This window comes from Acaryochloris marina S15 (assembly GCF_018336915.1).
In the GTDB taxonomy this organism is placed as follows: domain Bacteria; phylum Cyanobacteriota; class Cyanobacteriia; order Thermosynechococcales; family Thermosynechococcaceae; genus Acaryochloris; species Acaryochloris marina_A.
The window spans coordinates 809,839-825,509 of record NZ_CP064923.1 but is presented as its reverse complement, the minus strand read 5'-3'; the positions used below and the strand labels follow the sequence as shown (position 1 = coordinate 825,509).

Below are 15,671 nucleotides of genomic sequence, written 5' to 3'. Positions count from 1 at the left end.
GGTGTGGTTAGGATTGATCCATTCCCGCAAACTCAAGCTGAAGGGGCTGCGAAAATACCATTGGTCTATGCCTTACATGAATTTAGGTCCGCCTGCCGACCATGAAACATTCACCACAAATCTTCAACCCAACTGGGCAATGCATTGAGTAGGAGATGTTGGCTAAACAAATACCCCCTAACTCATACAGAGATAGGGGGTAGGACTTTTTTGATGATTATTTCTGATTTAAGTCAAGCTAAAACCAGATATTAAAAATTCTAGCAGTAGCTTGATTAGACTCATGTTGCCCAGAAAAAATCGGGATCTAACATCGAGGTGCAAAAAACTTTTCAAGTTATCTTTGTTCAGCCCCCCAGATATTTAATTTTTGCTGGGGAGACATATCCATAGTCCTGAATCGTATATGCGATCGCAAACGACTAACCACACAAACCTCTCAGAGATATAGCTTACAAGCCCCTCTATCCATCGGACAAAGCCTTAGCTCCAATTTTGTTGTCCTTAAGATTCTCAACAGCACTATCCTTACCTAAAATCATGGCCGCTCTTAGAGTTCTTTATGGGAAAGCAACCACCTAGCAACTTTGGCAGGTGAGCTAACATTGACGAACATCTAGGAACTTGATATGCGCAAAGGCTGGAATCCTACCCGTCGCAATCGCAATATTGGGACTTCAACACAAGGACAGGGACAAAATAATCATCTGGTTATTCCAAAATCATGGTCGGATGATCGGGTGTTTTGGGAAGTGCTGCACCAACCTATAGCTATCCAAAAAACCATTGGAGAATGTGAGCTGACATTTCTCATAGAGCCTCCGCGCCCTGAGTGCTTTTATCCCTGTACGGTCACAGATGTCATGTCTGTTTTAGAATATGTTCCCCAAGCAGATCTAGATGGCTTGGAGCTAATCATCTTTCGTCAACCCACGCGCAAACAAGATCAAATCAATCCTGTCTGGGGTCGTTTTCTTTACTATGCAACGCCTGGGCCACATTCAGGACCTGCCATCTGTATCGAAGCTCATGATCTCACTAAAACCTTGCGGTGGTCGCTCTCTCTGGGACCAGACTCTCTCGATGAACTTGCCCGACTAGAAGCTGATGGTCATCGAATCGAAAAAAGACGGCGTGATTACACCATCCATCGAACTCATGAGTCCGTTCGCCATACCATCCTCTTTCGGACCCTATTCCATGAAATAGGACATTATGTTGATTGGATTCAAAGTGTTGTTCTACCCAGTTTTAATACAACAAGCGATGCTGAAGAGGCCCGCCTTGATCAGGAGTTTGATTCTAAACCCTCGAAAGATAAAGAGGCCTTTGCCCATCGTTACGCCCAAAATCTAGCGACCCAACTGTATCAGTCTGGTCACATCCCTTTTACCCCTCAGCCTAATAGCGAAGCTTTGCTAGATCAGGGGCTAAAGCCAGGTTGGTTTACTCCTAATCTCTCGTAAACATTTGGAAGACATCCATATTCTGGTGGTGAAATCAGTACAAGAATTGATTGCGGATTTGCGATCGCAAACCCGTCACGACAATGCCTATGATCTACTCTGGGAGATGGGCGAAGAAGCGCTTGAACCCTTACTCACAACCCTGCGTGATGCTGAAGAAGAGAACCAGGTGCGCGAGAGCTGTGCCCAACTAATTGGTCATGTCATACCAGCAGGTGTAAACCAGCTATTGGTGATGTTGAGGGAGACTCAAAGCGATCAGGCAGATCTGGTTGCCTGGGGGCTGCGATACAATCATGCTCCTGAACTCATTGAACCGAAGCTACTGGAATTGCTACAGGATAGTTCGCCCACTATTCGTGCTAATTCGGCTCGTGCTTTTCGCTATATCCACATTAATTTACAGACATTTGATCCTCAATTGCTAGATGCTTTGCAAGATGAGTATGTCGAGGTTCGACTTGATGTGTTGCGTACCCTCATTGAGTTAGTAGAAGTTGGACTTGAGCAATATGATGTCTTTAATGTCACTGCGCTGGCTGCTGCCGTAAACACAAGGATGAATTCCAGCAGCGTAAATTCAGAAGAATATCACTTGTCTAATACATTGCTGACTTTACTCATATCGGAAAACCCCCATCTTCCTGATGCCTGAGAATATCACCTGCGGGATATCAATATTCCTCATCATTTCATCCCATTAATCTGTCATCACAAACTTATGGAAGTGATACTGAGATTGTATTGTCTGCCTTTTGGAAGAAGACTCACATGTTCTGTTCCAGTTATGAGAACTTGGTGAATTTGCTAGATGGTGATGTCCCACTTGTCTTGCAAAGAGTCGAACGCTGCACAGCCAACAGTTCTTATACCTCTAATGATTTGCTGGGGGGAGAAAACTTGGAAGCCCTAATATTATTTTTTGGGGACTACCAGGTAGGTATAGTCTGTGATGGTGAGACTGATGAAGTTTATATTTCAGACGTTTTCCAGTTTGCACCTCATCTCAGAGTAGATTTATCGCAGCAAAAACCTTGGAAAGCAATTCTGGGGATGCAGCTTTTCTCTGTTTGGCAGCTCACGAATAATCATGGATATGATGATGGTCTCCAGTTTGAGTTTGGGATTGCTGGGCAACAAACACGCATTCTTGTGGATGGAGCAGCCTCCGAGATCAGGATATGGGAAATCAAGCCCTATCTGTAGGTATTATCGCAATCGAAAAATCTTTATCTAATGAACGATTCGCTCAAAGCCTTACCTACAGACCAACTACTTTCTCAAGCAGAACAATGTGCTCGTTCTGCCGATGATGACAATGATCTATATTGGGATATTCTTCATGCTCTTCATCTCCGCTCAGACCCGCAGATATTTGATACTGCCGTGGAATGGTGTCAAAGCTCTGAATCCTGTATGAGAGCATTGGGGGCGGCCGTCCTATCACAACTTGGATGTGCAGATCGCCACTCACCCTATCCCTTTGGCAACGCTGCACTGCCAATTCTGTTGTCACTGCTCCACGATTCTGAAACGGAAGTTCTTTGCAGTGCTATTAATGCTTTGGGTCACCATGCATCCTATGATTTCTTGTGGGACAGTAGCGAACTGGTGGCATTCGCCAATCACGATTCTGCAGATGTCCGTTTCTCAGTGGCTTATGCTTTGGGTGGCTCCCAGTGCGATCGCTCTGATCTTGCAGTCGCAATGATGTGTCGATTAGCGCAGGACGATGACTATGATGTCCGCAATTGGGCATTGTTTGGTTTAGGCAACTTAAGTGATGCAGATTCTCCCCAGGTTCGAGAAGTACTGTTTCAAGGTTTATCTGATCCTGATTATGAAATCCGAGGAGAGGCTGCTGTAGGACTTGCTAAACGCCAGGATAACCGCGTTATCCCTCTAGTGCTTAAGGAATTAGCACAGCCAACTGTCGCTAGTCTCATGATTGAAGCTGCTGCAGAATTTCCACAACCCCAATACCTGGTGCATCTGGAAGAATTATTAGCAGCCAATCCAGATGACTACAACATTACCGAAGCAGTCAAAAAGTGTAGCCAGTTGTAAGGGCGCCAAGACCAGTACTATTTGCTGTGCTTATTTAAGGCATTGAACAAGAACAAACGCGAGAGTGGCCTGCCATTGAATTGTTTTATGCAATAGTTTTTGAGACAACAGTGCCTGGATCTGTTTCACATCTTTCGCTGAACAATGTTGCCCTAGCCGCTTGCCATAGGAAGGGCGATCACCACCCACGGCAAACCATCGTTCGATCAGTTTAGGGGTGACATATAGGCTCATGTGGGTCTGCTCTAAGTCTATTGTGATAGGCATATTGGTAAATACAGCTTTTAGATCAGATTCATCCCAAGTGAGTTGAGTATCACCCGTATCATCTTGATATAAGGCTGTTTCAGCTGTTTGCCAACGCTGAAATAAAGCATTTCCTACATCTTCTGCCTTTACCAGGTCACAAATTCGTTGCCCATATTTGGGAATCGTTTCCGCTAGAATGATCTGCCCCTTCGGCCTTAAAAGACTGATGAGCTGCTGGGTATGGTTTTCAGCGGCAGACCGATCCATTTGATGCATCAGATTAGCAAAGGTATTCCGACCTAAAATCCAATCAAACTGAAGCTCAGGAGTATGGTCATGAATCAGAGTTTTGAGGTCAGAACTCTGTCCTGCTAAAAAGATAGGTCGTTGCAAGGCTGACAGGGCTTTCACCTGAGCTTCCAGAGTCTGAGCGACTTTATCTGAGGGAACATGGGTATAGACACTGCCTTCCGGGGTCTGCCGTAACGCTTCCCAGGTGAGTAACCCCGTTTGGCTGCAGACCTCCAGAACCACATGATGGCGCTGAATTTGAGTGAAACTGAAAATGCGATCGCGCACCCAAGCCGCATGATCGCCAGTCTGACTCATGGTGCGCTGTAACCACCGTTCCCGCTTCGAGTCTTTCGGACCATAGCTAACCGTCTCTTGGGGACTCGTCTCTGAAATTCCCGAGAGTTGGGCTTCTCGCTGACGGGCAATCTGCGTTTGAATGGCAGCTTCAGCCCCTTGATCAGAGGGTTGGTAAAAGACCTGTCCTTGGAGACTGTCCGGTAGATACTGTTGGGCAACCCAATGATCACGATAGGCATGGGGATATTTATAGTTAGCACCATGACCAAAGGAATGTTGGTCACGACTCTTATCCCTGAGGGCATTGGGAACGTCCCCTTCCCGTTCTTTCTCTACCGAGGCCAGGGCATCAAAATAGGCCAAAGCACTATTGGACTTGGGAGCGGTCGATAAATAAAGGGCTGCTTGGGCCAAAGGATATTGCCCCTCTGGCAACCCAATTCGATCAAAGGATTGAGCACAGGCCATAACCACAGCGACAGCCTGTGGGTCCGCCAGACCGACATCCTCACTGGCTAAAATGATCATCCGTCGAAAGATAAAGCGGGGATCTTCTCCGGCATAAACCATGCGGGCTAACCAATAGAGTGCCGCATCCGGGTCAGACCCCCGCAAGCTTTTTATAAAAGCGCTGATCGTATCAAAATGGGCATCGCCCTCCTTGTCATAGAGAACAGCCCGCCGCTGGATAGAGGCTTCTGCGACAGCCAAGGTGATGGGAATAACGCCATTGCCGTCTGGCTCTGTGGTTTCAATGGCCAGTTCTAACGCATTCAGCAACGCTCTCGCATCGCCATTCGCCACATTAATCAGGTGATCGGTCGCGGCACCCTCAAGCTCAATAGCCGTATCGCCATAGCCGAAGTATTTATCTTGCAAGGCCCGCTCTACCACCTGGCGCAGGTCGTCTGGCATCAGCGATCGCAACTGAAAAATCCGTGACCGACTAACTAGGGCTTTGTTGACCTCAAAATAGGGGTTTTCGGTGGTTGCTCCGATTAAAATCACCGTGCCATTCTCCACCCAGGGCAGCAATGCATCCTGTTGGGCTTTATTAAACCGATGCACCTCATCCACAAATAGGATCGTGCGTTGACCATATTGGCCCCGTCGGTCCTGGGCCTCATCCACAGATGAACGAATATCTTTGATGCCCGCTAAGACCGCATTCAGAGCCAAAAAATGGGCTTGGGTGGTGTTAGCAATAATTTGAGCTAGGGTGGTTTTGCCCGTGCCAGGGGGACCATAGAAAATCAGTGAGGAGAGTTGATCGGCCTGAATGGCCCGCCGCAATAGACGTCCTGGGCCGACAATCTCATCTTGGCCTACAAACTCATCTAAGGTACGGGGACGTAAACGCGCGGCTAGAGGCGCTTCCGTTTCTAAAAGCTGTTGACGATGCTGTTCAAATAAATCCATCGCCTCAGTGCTTAAGATCGTCGAGAAAAGGTTTGAGGTTTGAGGGTTCCCACTGTCAGCTGGGCTTGCTGTTTCTTATTTTTGCGCATAATTGTTAATGCCAACTGATCGCCGGGAGTCACAGACTGTAAGAGCTGCTGAAGTTGCTCCGTATTATCAATTGGGGTTTTACCAATTTGGACAATCACATCGCCAGACTTTAACTGTGCCGCTGAAGCTGGGGAATCGGACAATACATCCACCACCAGTACCCCTTTATCTTGTTGGAGGGGTAAGTCTATCTCATCTTTCAGCAATGTCTTCGTTTCTTCAGAAAGACTCACCATCCGAATCCCCAAGTAGGGATGGGCCACTTTCCCCTCGTTTAATAATTGCTTGCTAATACGGGCGGCAATTTTGACAGGAATGGCAAATCCAAGCCCCTGAGCCGTTATCCCCGACTCTTGAGACTCGCGGATAATCGCCGTATTAATCCCAATCACCTCACCCTTGAGGTTAAGCAACGGTCCTCCAGAATTCCCAGGATTAATCGCAGCATCCGTTTGGATAAAGTTAACCCGCTGGTCTGGTGCTCCTAGTTGAGAGCTAGACCGATCTGTGGCGCTAATAATTCCCATGGTCACCGTGTTGTTCAGCCCCAAGGGATTACCAATGGCAATCGCCCAATCTCCGGGTTGTAACGTATCTGAATCCCCGAGTTCAAGGGCAGGCAAGGACTCCTTGGCCTCTATCTTAATCACGGCAATATCGGTGAGGGGATCAGCCCCTTCCACGGTGCCAGGAAACTGCTGTCCGTCCTTGAGCACCACCGTCACCTCATCGGCATCTTCAACGACATGGGCATTGGTTAAAACCAATCCTTTTTCATCAAAGATAAATCCTGACCCCGTGCCCTGCTCTAGGGAGCGATCAGAGCGCTCAAATAGGCCGAGGGACCCTTTTGAACTCCGGGCCGCATTAATACGCACCACAGAAGGACCGACTTGATCCACCATTTTGACGATCAAATTAGAGCTAATCTGGGAGCGATTGGCAATTTCAGTGACTGGAATTTCGGGGGTACTTTGTGGGCTCTCAGCGGTATCAGACCCTCGATTAAACCAACTTTGACAGCCGGTCTGGAGCAGCGCACTTCCAACTAAAAGAGAAAAAACTAGATGTTTGCGGGATCGCTGCATTATCGTAAAACTAGGGCGCATTCAGCGTTATCGTGATTCTTTACTCCACTCTAACCTGGGAGCAATTGGGTATTATGGCCAAATTCAACTTTCGCCATCTGTTTGCAATCATACCTTGGACCTTAGGCAGCGTGGCGGGCGGTCACCTGATGGCCCATGCCCAGTCGGCCCCCTCCCGACTATGTCCTGCGTCTGTCCTGTCTCGGTTAGTGCGACATTCAGTAAAGTCGGGCGAAACCTTGGCCAGCATCGCCCAGCAATATGGCCTGTCCACTGCAACCCTCAAGGGCATGAATCCTAAACTAAGGCAAGGACGAGCCAGGGCAGGCATGAACTTAGTGGTGCCGCCCTATAACGGCATTTTGGTCGCTATTCCGGCTGGCCAAACCTTGCAAGCCGTAGCGAAAGCCTACCGCATCAGCCCAGAGGTCTTGTTTGAAGTGAATGGTTGTCAGACCTCACCTAAGGTCGCGTTTGTGCCGGGTATCACCTGGTCTCCAAGGGTGAACTCCCGCCCCACAGGGATTGCCCCGCTCCAGTCTGTGGGCAACACCTTCCAATCTCCTCGATCGGTAACGGGACGAGATCGCTATCCGTTACCACAGCCTGCGTCTGTTTTAGGGACTTATGGCTGGCGTGTCAATCCAGAGACCCGCAAAATGCAGTTCTACAGCGGCGTCGATTTGCAAGCAACGTCTGGTACCCCTGTATATGCCGTCAGCTCAGGTACAGTTGTTTTTGCCGGGGAACGAGGGGCCTCTGGCCAAGAGGTGTTTATTCGCCATACCCAAGGTCGACAAACACGCTATGGTCGGCTCGAGAACTTGCAGGTCAAGGTGGGGCAACATATACAGCCAGGCCATCTGCTAGGTGAAGTGGCTTCTGCGCCCCAAACGGCTCTCCGGTTCGAAGTACGTTACCGTTCTAGCCTGGGCTGGGTGGCCCATGACCCCCAACCTTATTTGCAATCCCTCCAAAAGTGATGGCTAGTTGCAATAGTTGAGGAGAAATTTCTCCATCCCCACTGTATCCGTGGGTTCTGAGAATAAATATCCTTGGGCATATTCACACTTCATTTGGGTGAGTTCCTCGGCTTGCTCCTCAAGCTCAACCCCTTCAGCAACCACATCCATATGGAGGTTATGGGCAAGGTTGACAATGGTTTTAACAATCTCAAACCCTTCTTCGGAATTCATGCGCTCCACAAATGAGCGATCAATTTTGAGGGTATCCACTGGGAACGCATTCAGATAGTTTAAGGAAGAATAGCCAGTGCCAAAGTCATCAATCCCCAACTTGATACCTAATGTCTTAATGGCATCTAGCTTATCGGCCACATCTGAAGCATGATCCATCAGTACCCCTTCGGTAATCTCCAGCTTAAGGCGATGGCACGGTAAATTCGTGTCTTCTAAAACAGCATGAATATCGTTGACAAAGTTGGGTTGAGAAAATTGCCGACTCGAAATATTAACATTGAGCTGTAGATCTTGGGCCAAGCTGTAATGCTGTTGCCATAGCTGCATTTGACGGCAGGCTTGGGCCAGTACCCACCAGCCCAACGGAATAATCAGACCTGCTTCTTCCGCCATCGGCACAAATTCCGAGGGCAAGATCAAGCCGCGTTCCGGATGATGCCAACGCACCAAGGCTTCTAACCCCACCAGGTCGTGGGTGTCTAAAGATACAATCGGCTGATAGAACAGTTGGAACTCTTGCCGATCAATCGCTCGCCGCAGATCATTCTCAAGTTGAGAGAGGGCTAGCACTTGCGATCGCATGCTGCTACTAAAGATTTCATACCTATTTTTACCTAGGTTTTTGGCCCGGTACATGGCGGTATCGGCATCTCGCAGCAGCTCTTCCGCATGTTGGTATTCGGGGCTGATCAGGGCAATCCCAATACTGGTGCCCGTAAAAATTTCATGGCCTTCAATGGCAAAAGCCTGCTTTAACTGTTGCTGAATTCGTTCAGCCGTCTGGAGAACCTGATCCATATTCTGGATGGTGTTCAACAAAATCACGAATTCATCGCCGCCGATGCGAGCAACGGTATCTTGGTCTCTCAGACAAGACTGCAGCCGGTTACCGACTTCGATCAGTAGCCGATCGCCAATCATATGACCCAGACTATCGTTGATGATTTTGAACCGATCTAAGTCCAAAAACAAGATGGCAAACTGATCGTCAGGATGGCGCTGATATTGCTTAATGGCCTGGGTGAGACGATCCATGAATAACACCCGGTTGGGTAAGCCGGTTAAGGCATCATGGAGGGCATCATGGACCAGTTGTTCCCGGGCCAAGTGATATTCGGTGATGTCCGTCTGGGAACCAGCAATGCGGTAGGGCTGTTGTTCGGCATCGCGCAAGGCCATCCCCCGGCTGCGAAACCAGCGATACTCCCCATTTTTATGACGCAAGCGAAATTCACTTTGAAAGTGATTGGTTTCACCATTCAGGTGCATCGATAATTCTTGCTTCAGACGATCGCGATCGCTGGGGTGAAGCCGATCGAGCCATTCTTCACAGCGATCGCTAATTTCATCTTCTTCATAGCCAATCATCGATTTCCAGCGGGGCGAAAAATACACCCGATTGGATCGCAAGTGCCAATCCCAGAGACCATCATTGGCCCCCCGAGCCGCAGCAGCATAGCGTTCTTCGCTTTCCCGCAGGACTTGCTCGGCCCGTTTGCGCTGGGTAATATCGACCAGATAACTGCGAATGACCTGACTTTCCGGCATGCAGTGAATGGATTGTTCGAAGACGCGATCGCAAACATGTACTTCCCGCACAAAGTAGGTATTTTGCGCTTTCTTGACTTCAGCTAAGAAACCTTGCAACAGCGGATGCTGGTTGGACTCTAAAATATCGGGGAATTGAGCCACCGCCGCCGGATTGATATACGTGATGCTGCCACTAAAATCCGTTTCAATGATGGGATGAGGCATTAACTCAGGGAACGACGAGAGGCGAACGAGAGCAGCTTCTCCTAAATTTCGTAATTCTGTATCAGAGGGGAAAAAGGTCTGAGTATTCGAAGACGAAGGAGTAGGAGATTCCGAAGAATTGATCGCGAGTAAATCATCTAGTTCATACTCATCTGGAAAACCCGTTACTAGGTGATAAGTGGCTTGAATATCCTCCCCGAAAGAGATGATTTCTTGATCCTTGAGATCATGGGAAAATCGGCGCTTCCCATTGATCCATAGACCATTACGGCTACGCCGACCCTGAATATTGCCATCAATCACTCGAAAGAAATGATTTCCCGTTTTCGGTTCATGAATTCGTAGCAGTAGCGCATGTTGGCGGGAGACGGTGCCCATATTCAACACAATGGAATTGGCGGGATGGCGTCCAATCGAATAGGTTGCAGCTTCTAATACAACGGTTTGCTGATGGTCACCTGTTTTGATCACCAATAGATGATGAGCGCGACTGACTCTTGTCGCGGGCGAACTAGAACCAGACTGTCCGGTTTGTGGAGGATGACTTCGAGTTTCTCTAAGCGTAGGTGATGTGATATCTCCTGGAATCACATTCACGCCGAGCTGAGTGGTATCTTGCACAAGCGTTCTGGCAGGCATCAGTAACAGTGAGAAAACGAGAATTTATGAAATGGGGATAGTCAAGGCAAGACGGTCGCGAACTACGAGAATCTATAAGCGATTTTACGCTTATATTCTTCTATATATGCCTGATTTTACGATTTTTCACTAATCGTGATAATACCGGACTTAACAGCAGTGGCGGATTTTCCAAATTTTCTAGATGAAAATCGGAAAATAAGGACAGTGCCAAAATGTCATCAGGTCAATTTCTTAAAGCTTACAAGAATGATTCTAACCTCATAATTTTGGGAGTGTTGAATCATTCACATTGGGGACACGCTAATACAGAGCATTCCCAGATCATCGTCAAAAAAATCATTTTTTCGTTTTAAAAAAATATCAGTGATATTCATAAATTAACGTCACCTCAGCCCCGTCCAATCAGCACTTTATCCCTGGTATCTGATAAAGAGGGGACGCTCCCCTTTTACAATGAGATTCCAAGCCCTCTGCACTTCTTGATATGACTCTTAAGCTTAAGCCGGACTGGGCCGGAGAAGATTGGCTCTCAAAATTGGTCAATCTCCTGATTCAAACCAAGCCAATTTATGCCGTGATGAAACGGCAAGCCAGACAAGTTCTCATTAAGACTGCCGAGAAAAATGGGGTGCCTTGGCGCCAAAACTACCAAGCTTTAGCAGCCTCACATACCCAAGAGTTCTTTGATCGGACGAACAATCCGAATCTGGTCTATCCCGACTATTATCAAGTCCCTTTTCATGCCTATGAACAAGGTAATTTATGCTGGCCCGCTGCCTTTGAAGCCGAATCAGCAACCTATGCCATGGCGTTACGGGTTTGGCCCCAAGAGGATCTGACTTGGGAGCTGGCCCAAGAACGGTTACGGTCTAGTTTTCACCAAGTACTGGCCGACCATGGTCCCGCCCAAGTGACTGATATTTTAGATGTCGGCTGTTCCGTGGGAATTTCATCTTTTGCCCTCCATCACTACTACCAGTCCACTCAAGCTCATGCGGTACACACCACTGGCCTTGATCTCTCCCCCTATATGCTAGCCATCGCCCACAAGCGAGATGTGAACCAAGAGATCAATTGGCACCATGGCAAAGCCGAAGAGACGGGTCTGCCCGATGCCGCGCTAGATCTAGTGACCCTCCAATTTGTGATTCACGAACTGCCTCGGGAGATTACCCAGCAAATTTTTGCAGAGGCGCTGCGAATTCTGCGACCCGGGGGATGCCTAGCACTCGTAGACAACGACCCCAAATCCCCCGTGATCCAAAATTTACCGCCTGCACTGTTCACGTTGATGAAAAGCACAGAGCCCTGGAGTGATGACTACTACACCTTTGATGTGGAGTCTGCGTTAGAAGCAGCTGGCTTTAAACAGACCGTCACCACGGCAAGCGATCCACGCCACCGCACCATCATTAGCACTAAGCCCAAGAGATAAGGACCTATTCCCGCAGCCACCGAGTGACCCCGCCGGCCTGATCGATCAAGGTAATGCCCTCTGCTTTAAGCTGATCCCGAATACGATCGCTTTCTGCATAATTCTTGGCTAGGCGAGCCGCTTTTCGTTCCTCAATCAAGGCTTCGATGGCTTGCTCACTAAGGCCACCCTCAAGGCCTGAAGGGTCTGCATCTGAGTCAGGCTGAGCCTCTAGCCCTAATACCTGGGATAAACAGACTAAGGTTTGCCACTGCTCCCTGAGCTGATCACTCGTGGTAGACGTTTCTCCTTGATGGCTGAGAATATTGCCGGCTTTGCGCAAATCCTTGGCGAGTTCGAATAAGACGACTAATCCACTCGGTGAATTAAAGTCGTCATCCATGGCTAATTGAAACCGCTGTACTGCAACGCTGGGATCTGGCATCCGCATATTAGCGGGATTGCCAAAATCTGGATCGTTATAGTCTGACCACTGCAACTGAGCTCCATAGTCATAGCCAAAGAGCAGTCCTTCTTTTAGAGTTTGCCAACTTTGCTGCGCGGCTGCGATCGCATCATCCGTAAAATCTATCGGTTTGCGATACTGGGCCTGCAAGACAAACAGTCTCAAAGCCATCGGATTGAGGGTTTGCCCCGACAAAATAGGCAAGGGGGTGTCCAAGAGCTGACGAATGGTCGTGAAGTTCCCCAGGGACTTAGACATCTTTTCCCCCCCGACATTCACAAACCCGTTATGCATCCAGTAGCGGGCCAGTCGGGACGTCAGGGCTGCTTCCGATTGGGCAATCTCATTCTCATGGTGGGGGAAGACCAAATCTGAGCCACCGGCATGAATGTCAATTTCAGTGCCTAAGCATTGATTCACCATGGCCGAGCATTCAATATGCCATCCTGGACGCCCCGGTCCCCAGGGAGAATCCCAACTAGGCTCTCCAGGCTTAACCGCTTTCCACAGAGCGAAATCAAGGGGATGACGTTTCTTTTGTTCAGCTTGCTTGGGTTGTTCAACTCGTCCGCTGGCCCCCGCTTCCATCTGATCTAGCAGTCGTCCAGAGAGTTGGCCATAACCTGGAAACTTTTCGACAGCAAAATAGACATCTCCTTGAGCAGCATAAGCCACCCCCTTGGTTTCGAGTTCTTGGATCAGGTCAACGATCGCCGGTATCGATTCAGTGGCCTTGGGATAAGCATCTGCTGCCAAGATATTGAGGCGAGCCATATCCTCTTCATAAGCTTGAATAAAAGTTTGGGTGACAACCTGCCAATCTTGATCTGTTTGCGCCGCCCGCTTGAGAATTTTGTCGTCAATATCGGTGTAGTTCTGGACATAGGTAACGTCATATCCCCGCCACTGTAGATAGCGCCGAACAATATCCCAGACAATGTAAGACCGAGCATGGCCCAAATGGCAATAGTCATAGACTGTCACACCACAGCAATAGAATTGCACTTTGCCAGATTCGAGGGTTGTAAATGGCTCTTTGGTTCGACTCAGGGTGTTGTAAATTTGCAGGGGCATGATCCAGAAGCTTTCTAACTAAAAAAATAGACTCAAAGAATACGGAGAGAGAATAGCAAGGACTAGAGACCCACAAGTCTCTAGATTAATCAGAAGCAAATGAAAAAAAACATTAGCATCTTTTTTGTTTTTAGGATCTCAAAGTTGGAGAGATTAGACTATAATCGCCTCAACCAAACACCCAAAATATGATTGCAGTCTATCCTGGCAGTTTTGACCCCATTACTTTAGGGCATCTCGACATTATTGAGCGAGGATGCAACTTGTTTGGATCAGTCATTGTTGCCGTAGCTCGCAATCCCAACAAAGCACCTTTGTTTTCGGTTCAACAACGCCTTCAGCAAATTCAAACCTGTACCCAGCACCTTAACAATTTAGAGCTTGACACATTTGATACACTAACAGTGACTTATACGCAAAAGCGGAAAGCTCAGGTGTTATTGCGGGGTCTGAGAGCGTTATCCGATTTCGAGTATGAGCTGCAAATGGCTCATACCAACCACACCTTATCTCCCCATATCGAAACCGTGTTTCTGGCCACCTCCAACGAATATAGTTTTCTCAGCAGTAGCTTAGTCAAAGAGATTGCTAAGTTTGGTGGATCAGTTGCTCATCTTGTTCCTGAAAACGTTGCCATTGAGTTAGAAGAATGCTTCACCAAGACTCCGCCTTCAGTGTCGATACCACCGCCAACGGCACCGATTACACCACCCACGGACTAGCGGCTCATCAATCTCAAGGATTAGAGTTGCAGCAGCAGCTGCAACGATTAGAAGAAATTATTGTCCTGGACGGCTTAAAAATGCCGTTAACTCGTCGTACGGTGGTGGATGAAGAACAACTCTTGTCACAGCTATTAGCCGTAGAGAGAAGCATCCCGGATACGATTCGATCCGCAGAAAATATCTTGCAAAATAAAGAAGATATTATCAATCGGGCTAACCAATATGCGGAAGAACTGATCCAGTCAGCCGAACAGCGCGCCGCCCAAATTGCGGATGAACTTACGATTATTCAGCAGGCTGAAATGGAAGCTCAACATTTGCGTAAGCAAGTGCAAGGGGAAATTGAGACCATGCGCCAGCGTAATATTTCAGAAGTAGAGCGGGTTAGACGCCAAACTCAACAAGAGATTGAGGCCATGCGCCACGCGGCCCACGCTGAATGTGAGCAAATTCAAATGGAAGCTGATCGATATACAGAGCAGGTTCTCAAAGAATTAGAGGATCGATTAGGACATATGACCCGCGTCGTTCAAAATGGTCGCTCCCATTTGCACACTTCTGCTTCATAGTGGGAAAAATTGCTTATATTAAATACAAGAAGCAATTAGTCAACCATCATGATTGAGCCTATCCCAGCTGTAACCCTACCGCCTTGTAGCAGTCCCGAACAAGAAGCCCAATGGTTACGGCAAGCACTGCATGCATGGCTCGATCGGGAGTTCTTGCCTGAAGTCGTTAACAATAAAATCGCCGAGCGAGCTGCCTCTGTTTACTTACGACAACGGATGGAAGGCGAAAATGATTTGGGCTCCTTGCTAATCGCGATTTTGACTGAAATGCAAGGATTTGATTTCTCTAAAAGCTTTTATAGCGAATTTGCAGTTGCCAATGCGGTGAGCGACTTGCTACTCAATAGTTTAGGCATTGATACCTGCTGCGGACAATCATAATCGTTAGAGTTCTTTAGTCAGACTAGACGGTATTGCCTGCCATCTATCATCCTAAATTTAGACAAGCGAAAGCAGCTTCTCTTATTAACTTCAGAGAAGCTGTTGCTTAATCGTTACCAATGAAACGCTGGGTAGCGCGTTGCTTTTTACCAGCTGGACTTGGTAACGCCTGGCAATAAACCTTCGTGGGCCATTTCTCGCAATACATGTCGAGATAAGCCGAAATCTCGATAGTAGCCCCGAGAGCGTCCAGTTACCCAGCAACGATTGCGCAAGCGGGTTGGCGCGCTATTCCGAGGTAGACGTTGAAGCTGACGGTGCAAATCCATCCGCTCTTGCTGAGAGGCAGCTTGAGAAATTTGTTCGAGTAGCGCTTGGCGCTTGTGAGCGTATTTAGCGACTAGCTTTTGTCGCTTTTTCTCTCGCTCAACCATGCCTTTTTTAGCCATGAAGTTGTGGGATGTCCAATCAAAAAT

The 15,671-nt window shown here is 48.0% G+C and carries 14 protein-coding genes; 9 read left to right on the top strand and 5 right to left on the bottom strand.

Features of this window, described 5'->3' with window-relative positions; all coding sequences use genetic code 11:
- Positions 1-629 precede the first annotated feature (629 nt).
- From I1H34_RS04520 to I1H34_RS04505, 4 genes are all read left to right on the top strand, one after another.
- On the top strand, positions 630-1,466 hold the full coding sequence (locus tag I1H34_RS04520; RefSeq protein WP_212664544.1) for a hypothetical protein: 837 nt from the start codon (positions 630-632) through the stop codon (positions 1,464-1,466).
- Positions 1,467-1,494: 28 nt separating this feature from the next.
- A complete protein-coding gene (locus I1H34_RS04515; protein WP_249369803.1) occupies positions 1,495-2,121 on the top strand; it encodes a HEAT repeat domain-containing protein in 627 nt (208 codons plus the stop codon).
- A 116-nt stretch (positions 2,122-2,237) separates the two neighbouring features.
- Positions 2,238-2,672: a DUF6334 family protein gene (locus tag I1H34_RS04510; RefSeq protein WP_212664542.1), complete on the top strand. Its 435-nt coding sequence runs from the start codon at positions 2,238-2,240 to the stop codon at positions 2,670-2,672.
- 30 nt (positions 2,673-2,702) lie between these two features.
- The gene (locus I1H34_RS04505; protein WP_212664541.1) at positions 2,703-3,533 is read left to right on the top strand and encodes a HEAT repeat domain-containing protein; all 831 of its coding nucleotides are present in this window, start codon (positions 2,703-2,705) and stop codon (positions 3,531-3,533) included.
- Between the two features lie 30 nt (positions 3,534-3,563).
- On the opposite strand, the gene I1H34_RS04500 is transcribed toward I1H34_RS04505, so the two are convergent.
- Both I1H34_RS04500 and I1H34_RS04495 read right to left on the bottom strand, forming a co-directional pair.
- Positions 3,564-5,792, bottom strand: a complete 2,229-nt coding sequence (locus I1H34_RS04500) for an AAA family ATPase (RefSeq protein WP_212664540.1) — start codon at positions 5,790-5,792, stop codon at positions 3,564-3,566.
- 11 nt (positions 5,793-5,803) lie between these two features.
- Positions 5,804-6,970, bottom strand: a complete 1,167-nt coding sequence (locus I1H34_RS04495) for a trypsin-like peptidase domain-containing protein (protein WP_249369801.1) — start codon at positions 6,968-6,970, stop codon at positions 5,804-5,806.
- Between the two features lie 74 nt (positions 6,971-7,044).
- Here I1H34_RS04495 and I1H34_RS04490 point away from each other — a divergent pair, with 74 nt between their 5' ends.
- Complete coding sequence (locus I1H34_RS04490) at positions 7,045-7,953, top strand: LysM peptidoglycan-binding domain-containing M23 family metallopeptidase (RefSeq protein ID WP_212664538.1); 909 nt, start codon at positions 7,045-7,047, stop codon at positions 7,951-7,953.
- 3 nt (positions 7,954-7,956) lie between these two features.
- Here I1H34_RS04490 and I1H34_RS04485 read toward each other — a convergent pair whose 3' ends face one another.
- Positions 7,957-10,563 (bottom strand): EAL domain-containing protein, encoded by a 2,607-nt coding sequence (locus I1H34_RS04485; RefSeq protein WP_249369799.1) that lies wholly within the window; start codon positions 10,561-10,563, stop codon positions 7,957-7,959.
- Between the two features lie 487 nt (positions 10,564-11,050).
- Between I1H34_RS04485 and I1H34_RS04480 the strand changes: the two genes are divergently transcribed.
- The gene (locus I1H34_RS04480; protein WP_212664537.1) at positions 11,051-12,001 is read left to right on the top strand and encodes a class I SAM-dependent methyltransferase; all 951 of its coding nucleotides are present in this window, start codon (positions 11,051-11,053) and stop codon (positions 11,999-12,001) included.
- A gap of 4 nt (positions 12,002-12,005) precedes the next feature.
- On the opposite strand, the gene cysS is transcribed toward I1H34_RS04480, so the two are convergent.
- Positions 12,006-13,520, bottom strand: coding sequence for a cysteine--tRNA ligase (cysS, locus tag I1H34_RS04475; RefSeq protein WP_212664536.1), 1,515 nt, complete (start codon positions 13,518-13,520; stop codon positions 12,006-12,008).
- 188 nt (positions 13,521-13,708) lie between these two features.
- On the opposite strand from cysS, the gene coaD reads away from it, so the two are divergent.
- The 3 genes from coaD to I1H34_RS04460 are packed head-to-tail and all read left to right on the top strand — an operon-like array spanning position 13,709 to position 15,195.
- Positions 13,709-14,242 (top strand): pantetheine-phosphate adenylyltransferase, encoded by a 534-nt coding sequence (coaD, locus tag I1H34_RS04470; RefSeq protein WP_212664535.1) that lies wholly within the window; start codon positions 13,709-13,711, stop codon positions 14,240-14,242.
- Positions 14,170-14,814: an ATP synthase subunit B family protein gene (locus tag I1H34_RS04465; RefSeq protein ID WP_249369797.1), complete on the top strand. Its 645-nt coding sequence runs from the start codon at positions 14,170-14,172 to the stop codon at positions 14,812-14,814. The genes coaD and I1H34_RS04465 overlap by 73 nt, the downstream gene beginning before the upstream one ends.
- A gap of 48 nt (positions 14,815-14,862) precedes the next feature.
- Positions 14,863-15,195, top strand: a complete 333-nt coding sequence (locus I1H34_RS04460; protein WP_212664534.1) for a hypothetical protein — start codon at positions 14,863-14,865, stop codon at positions 15,193-15,195.
- 146 nt (positions 15,196-15,341) lie between these two features.
- Here I1H34_RS04460 and rpsN read toward each other — a convergent pair whose 3' ends face one another.
- Complete coding sequence (gene rpsN, locus I1H34_RS04455) at positions 15,342-15,644, bottom strand: 30S ribosomal protein S14 (RefSeq protein ID WP_212664533.1); 303 nt, start codon at positions 15,642-15,644, stop codon at positions 15,342-15,344.
- Positions 15,645-15,671 lie beyond the last annotated feature (27 nt).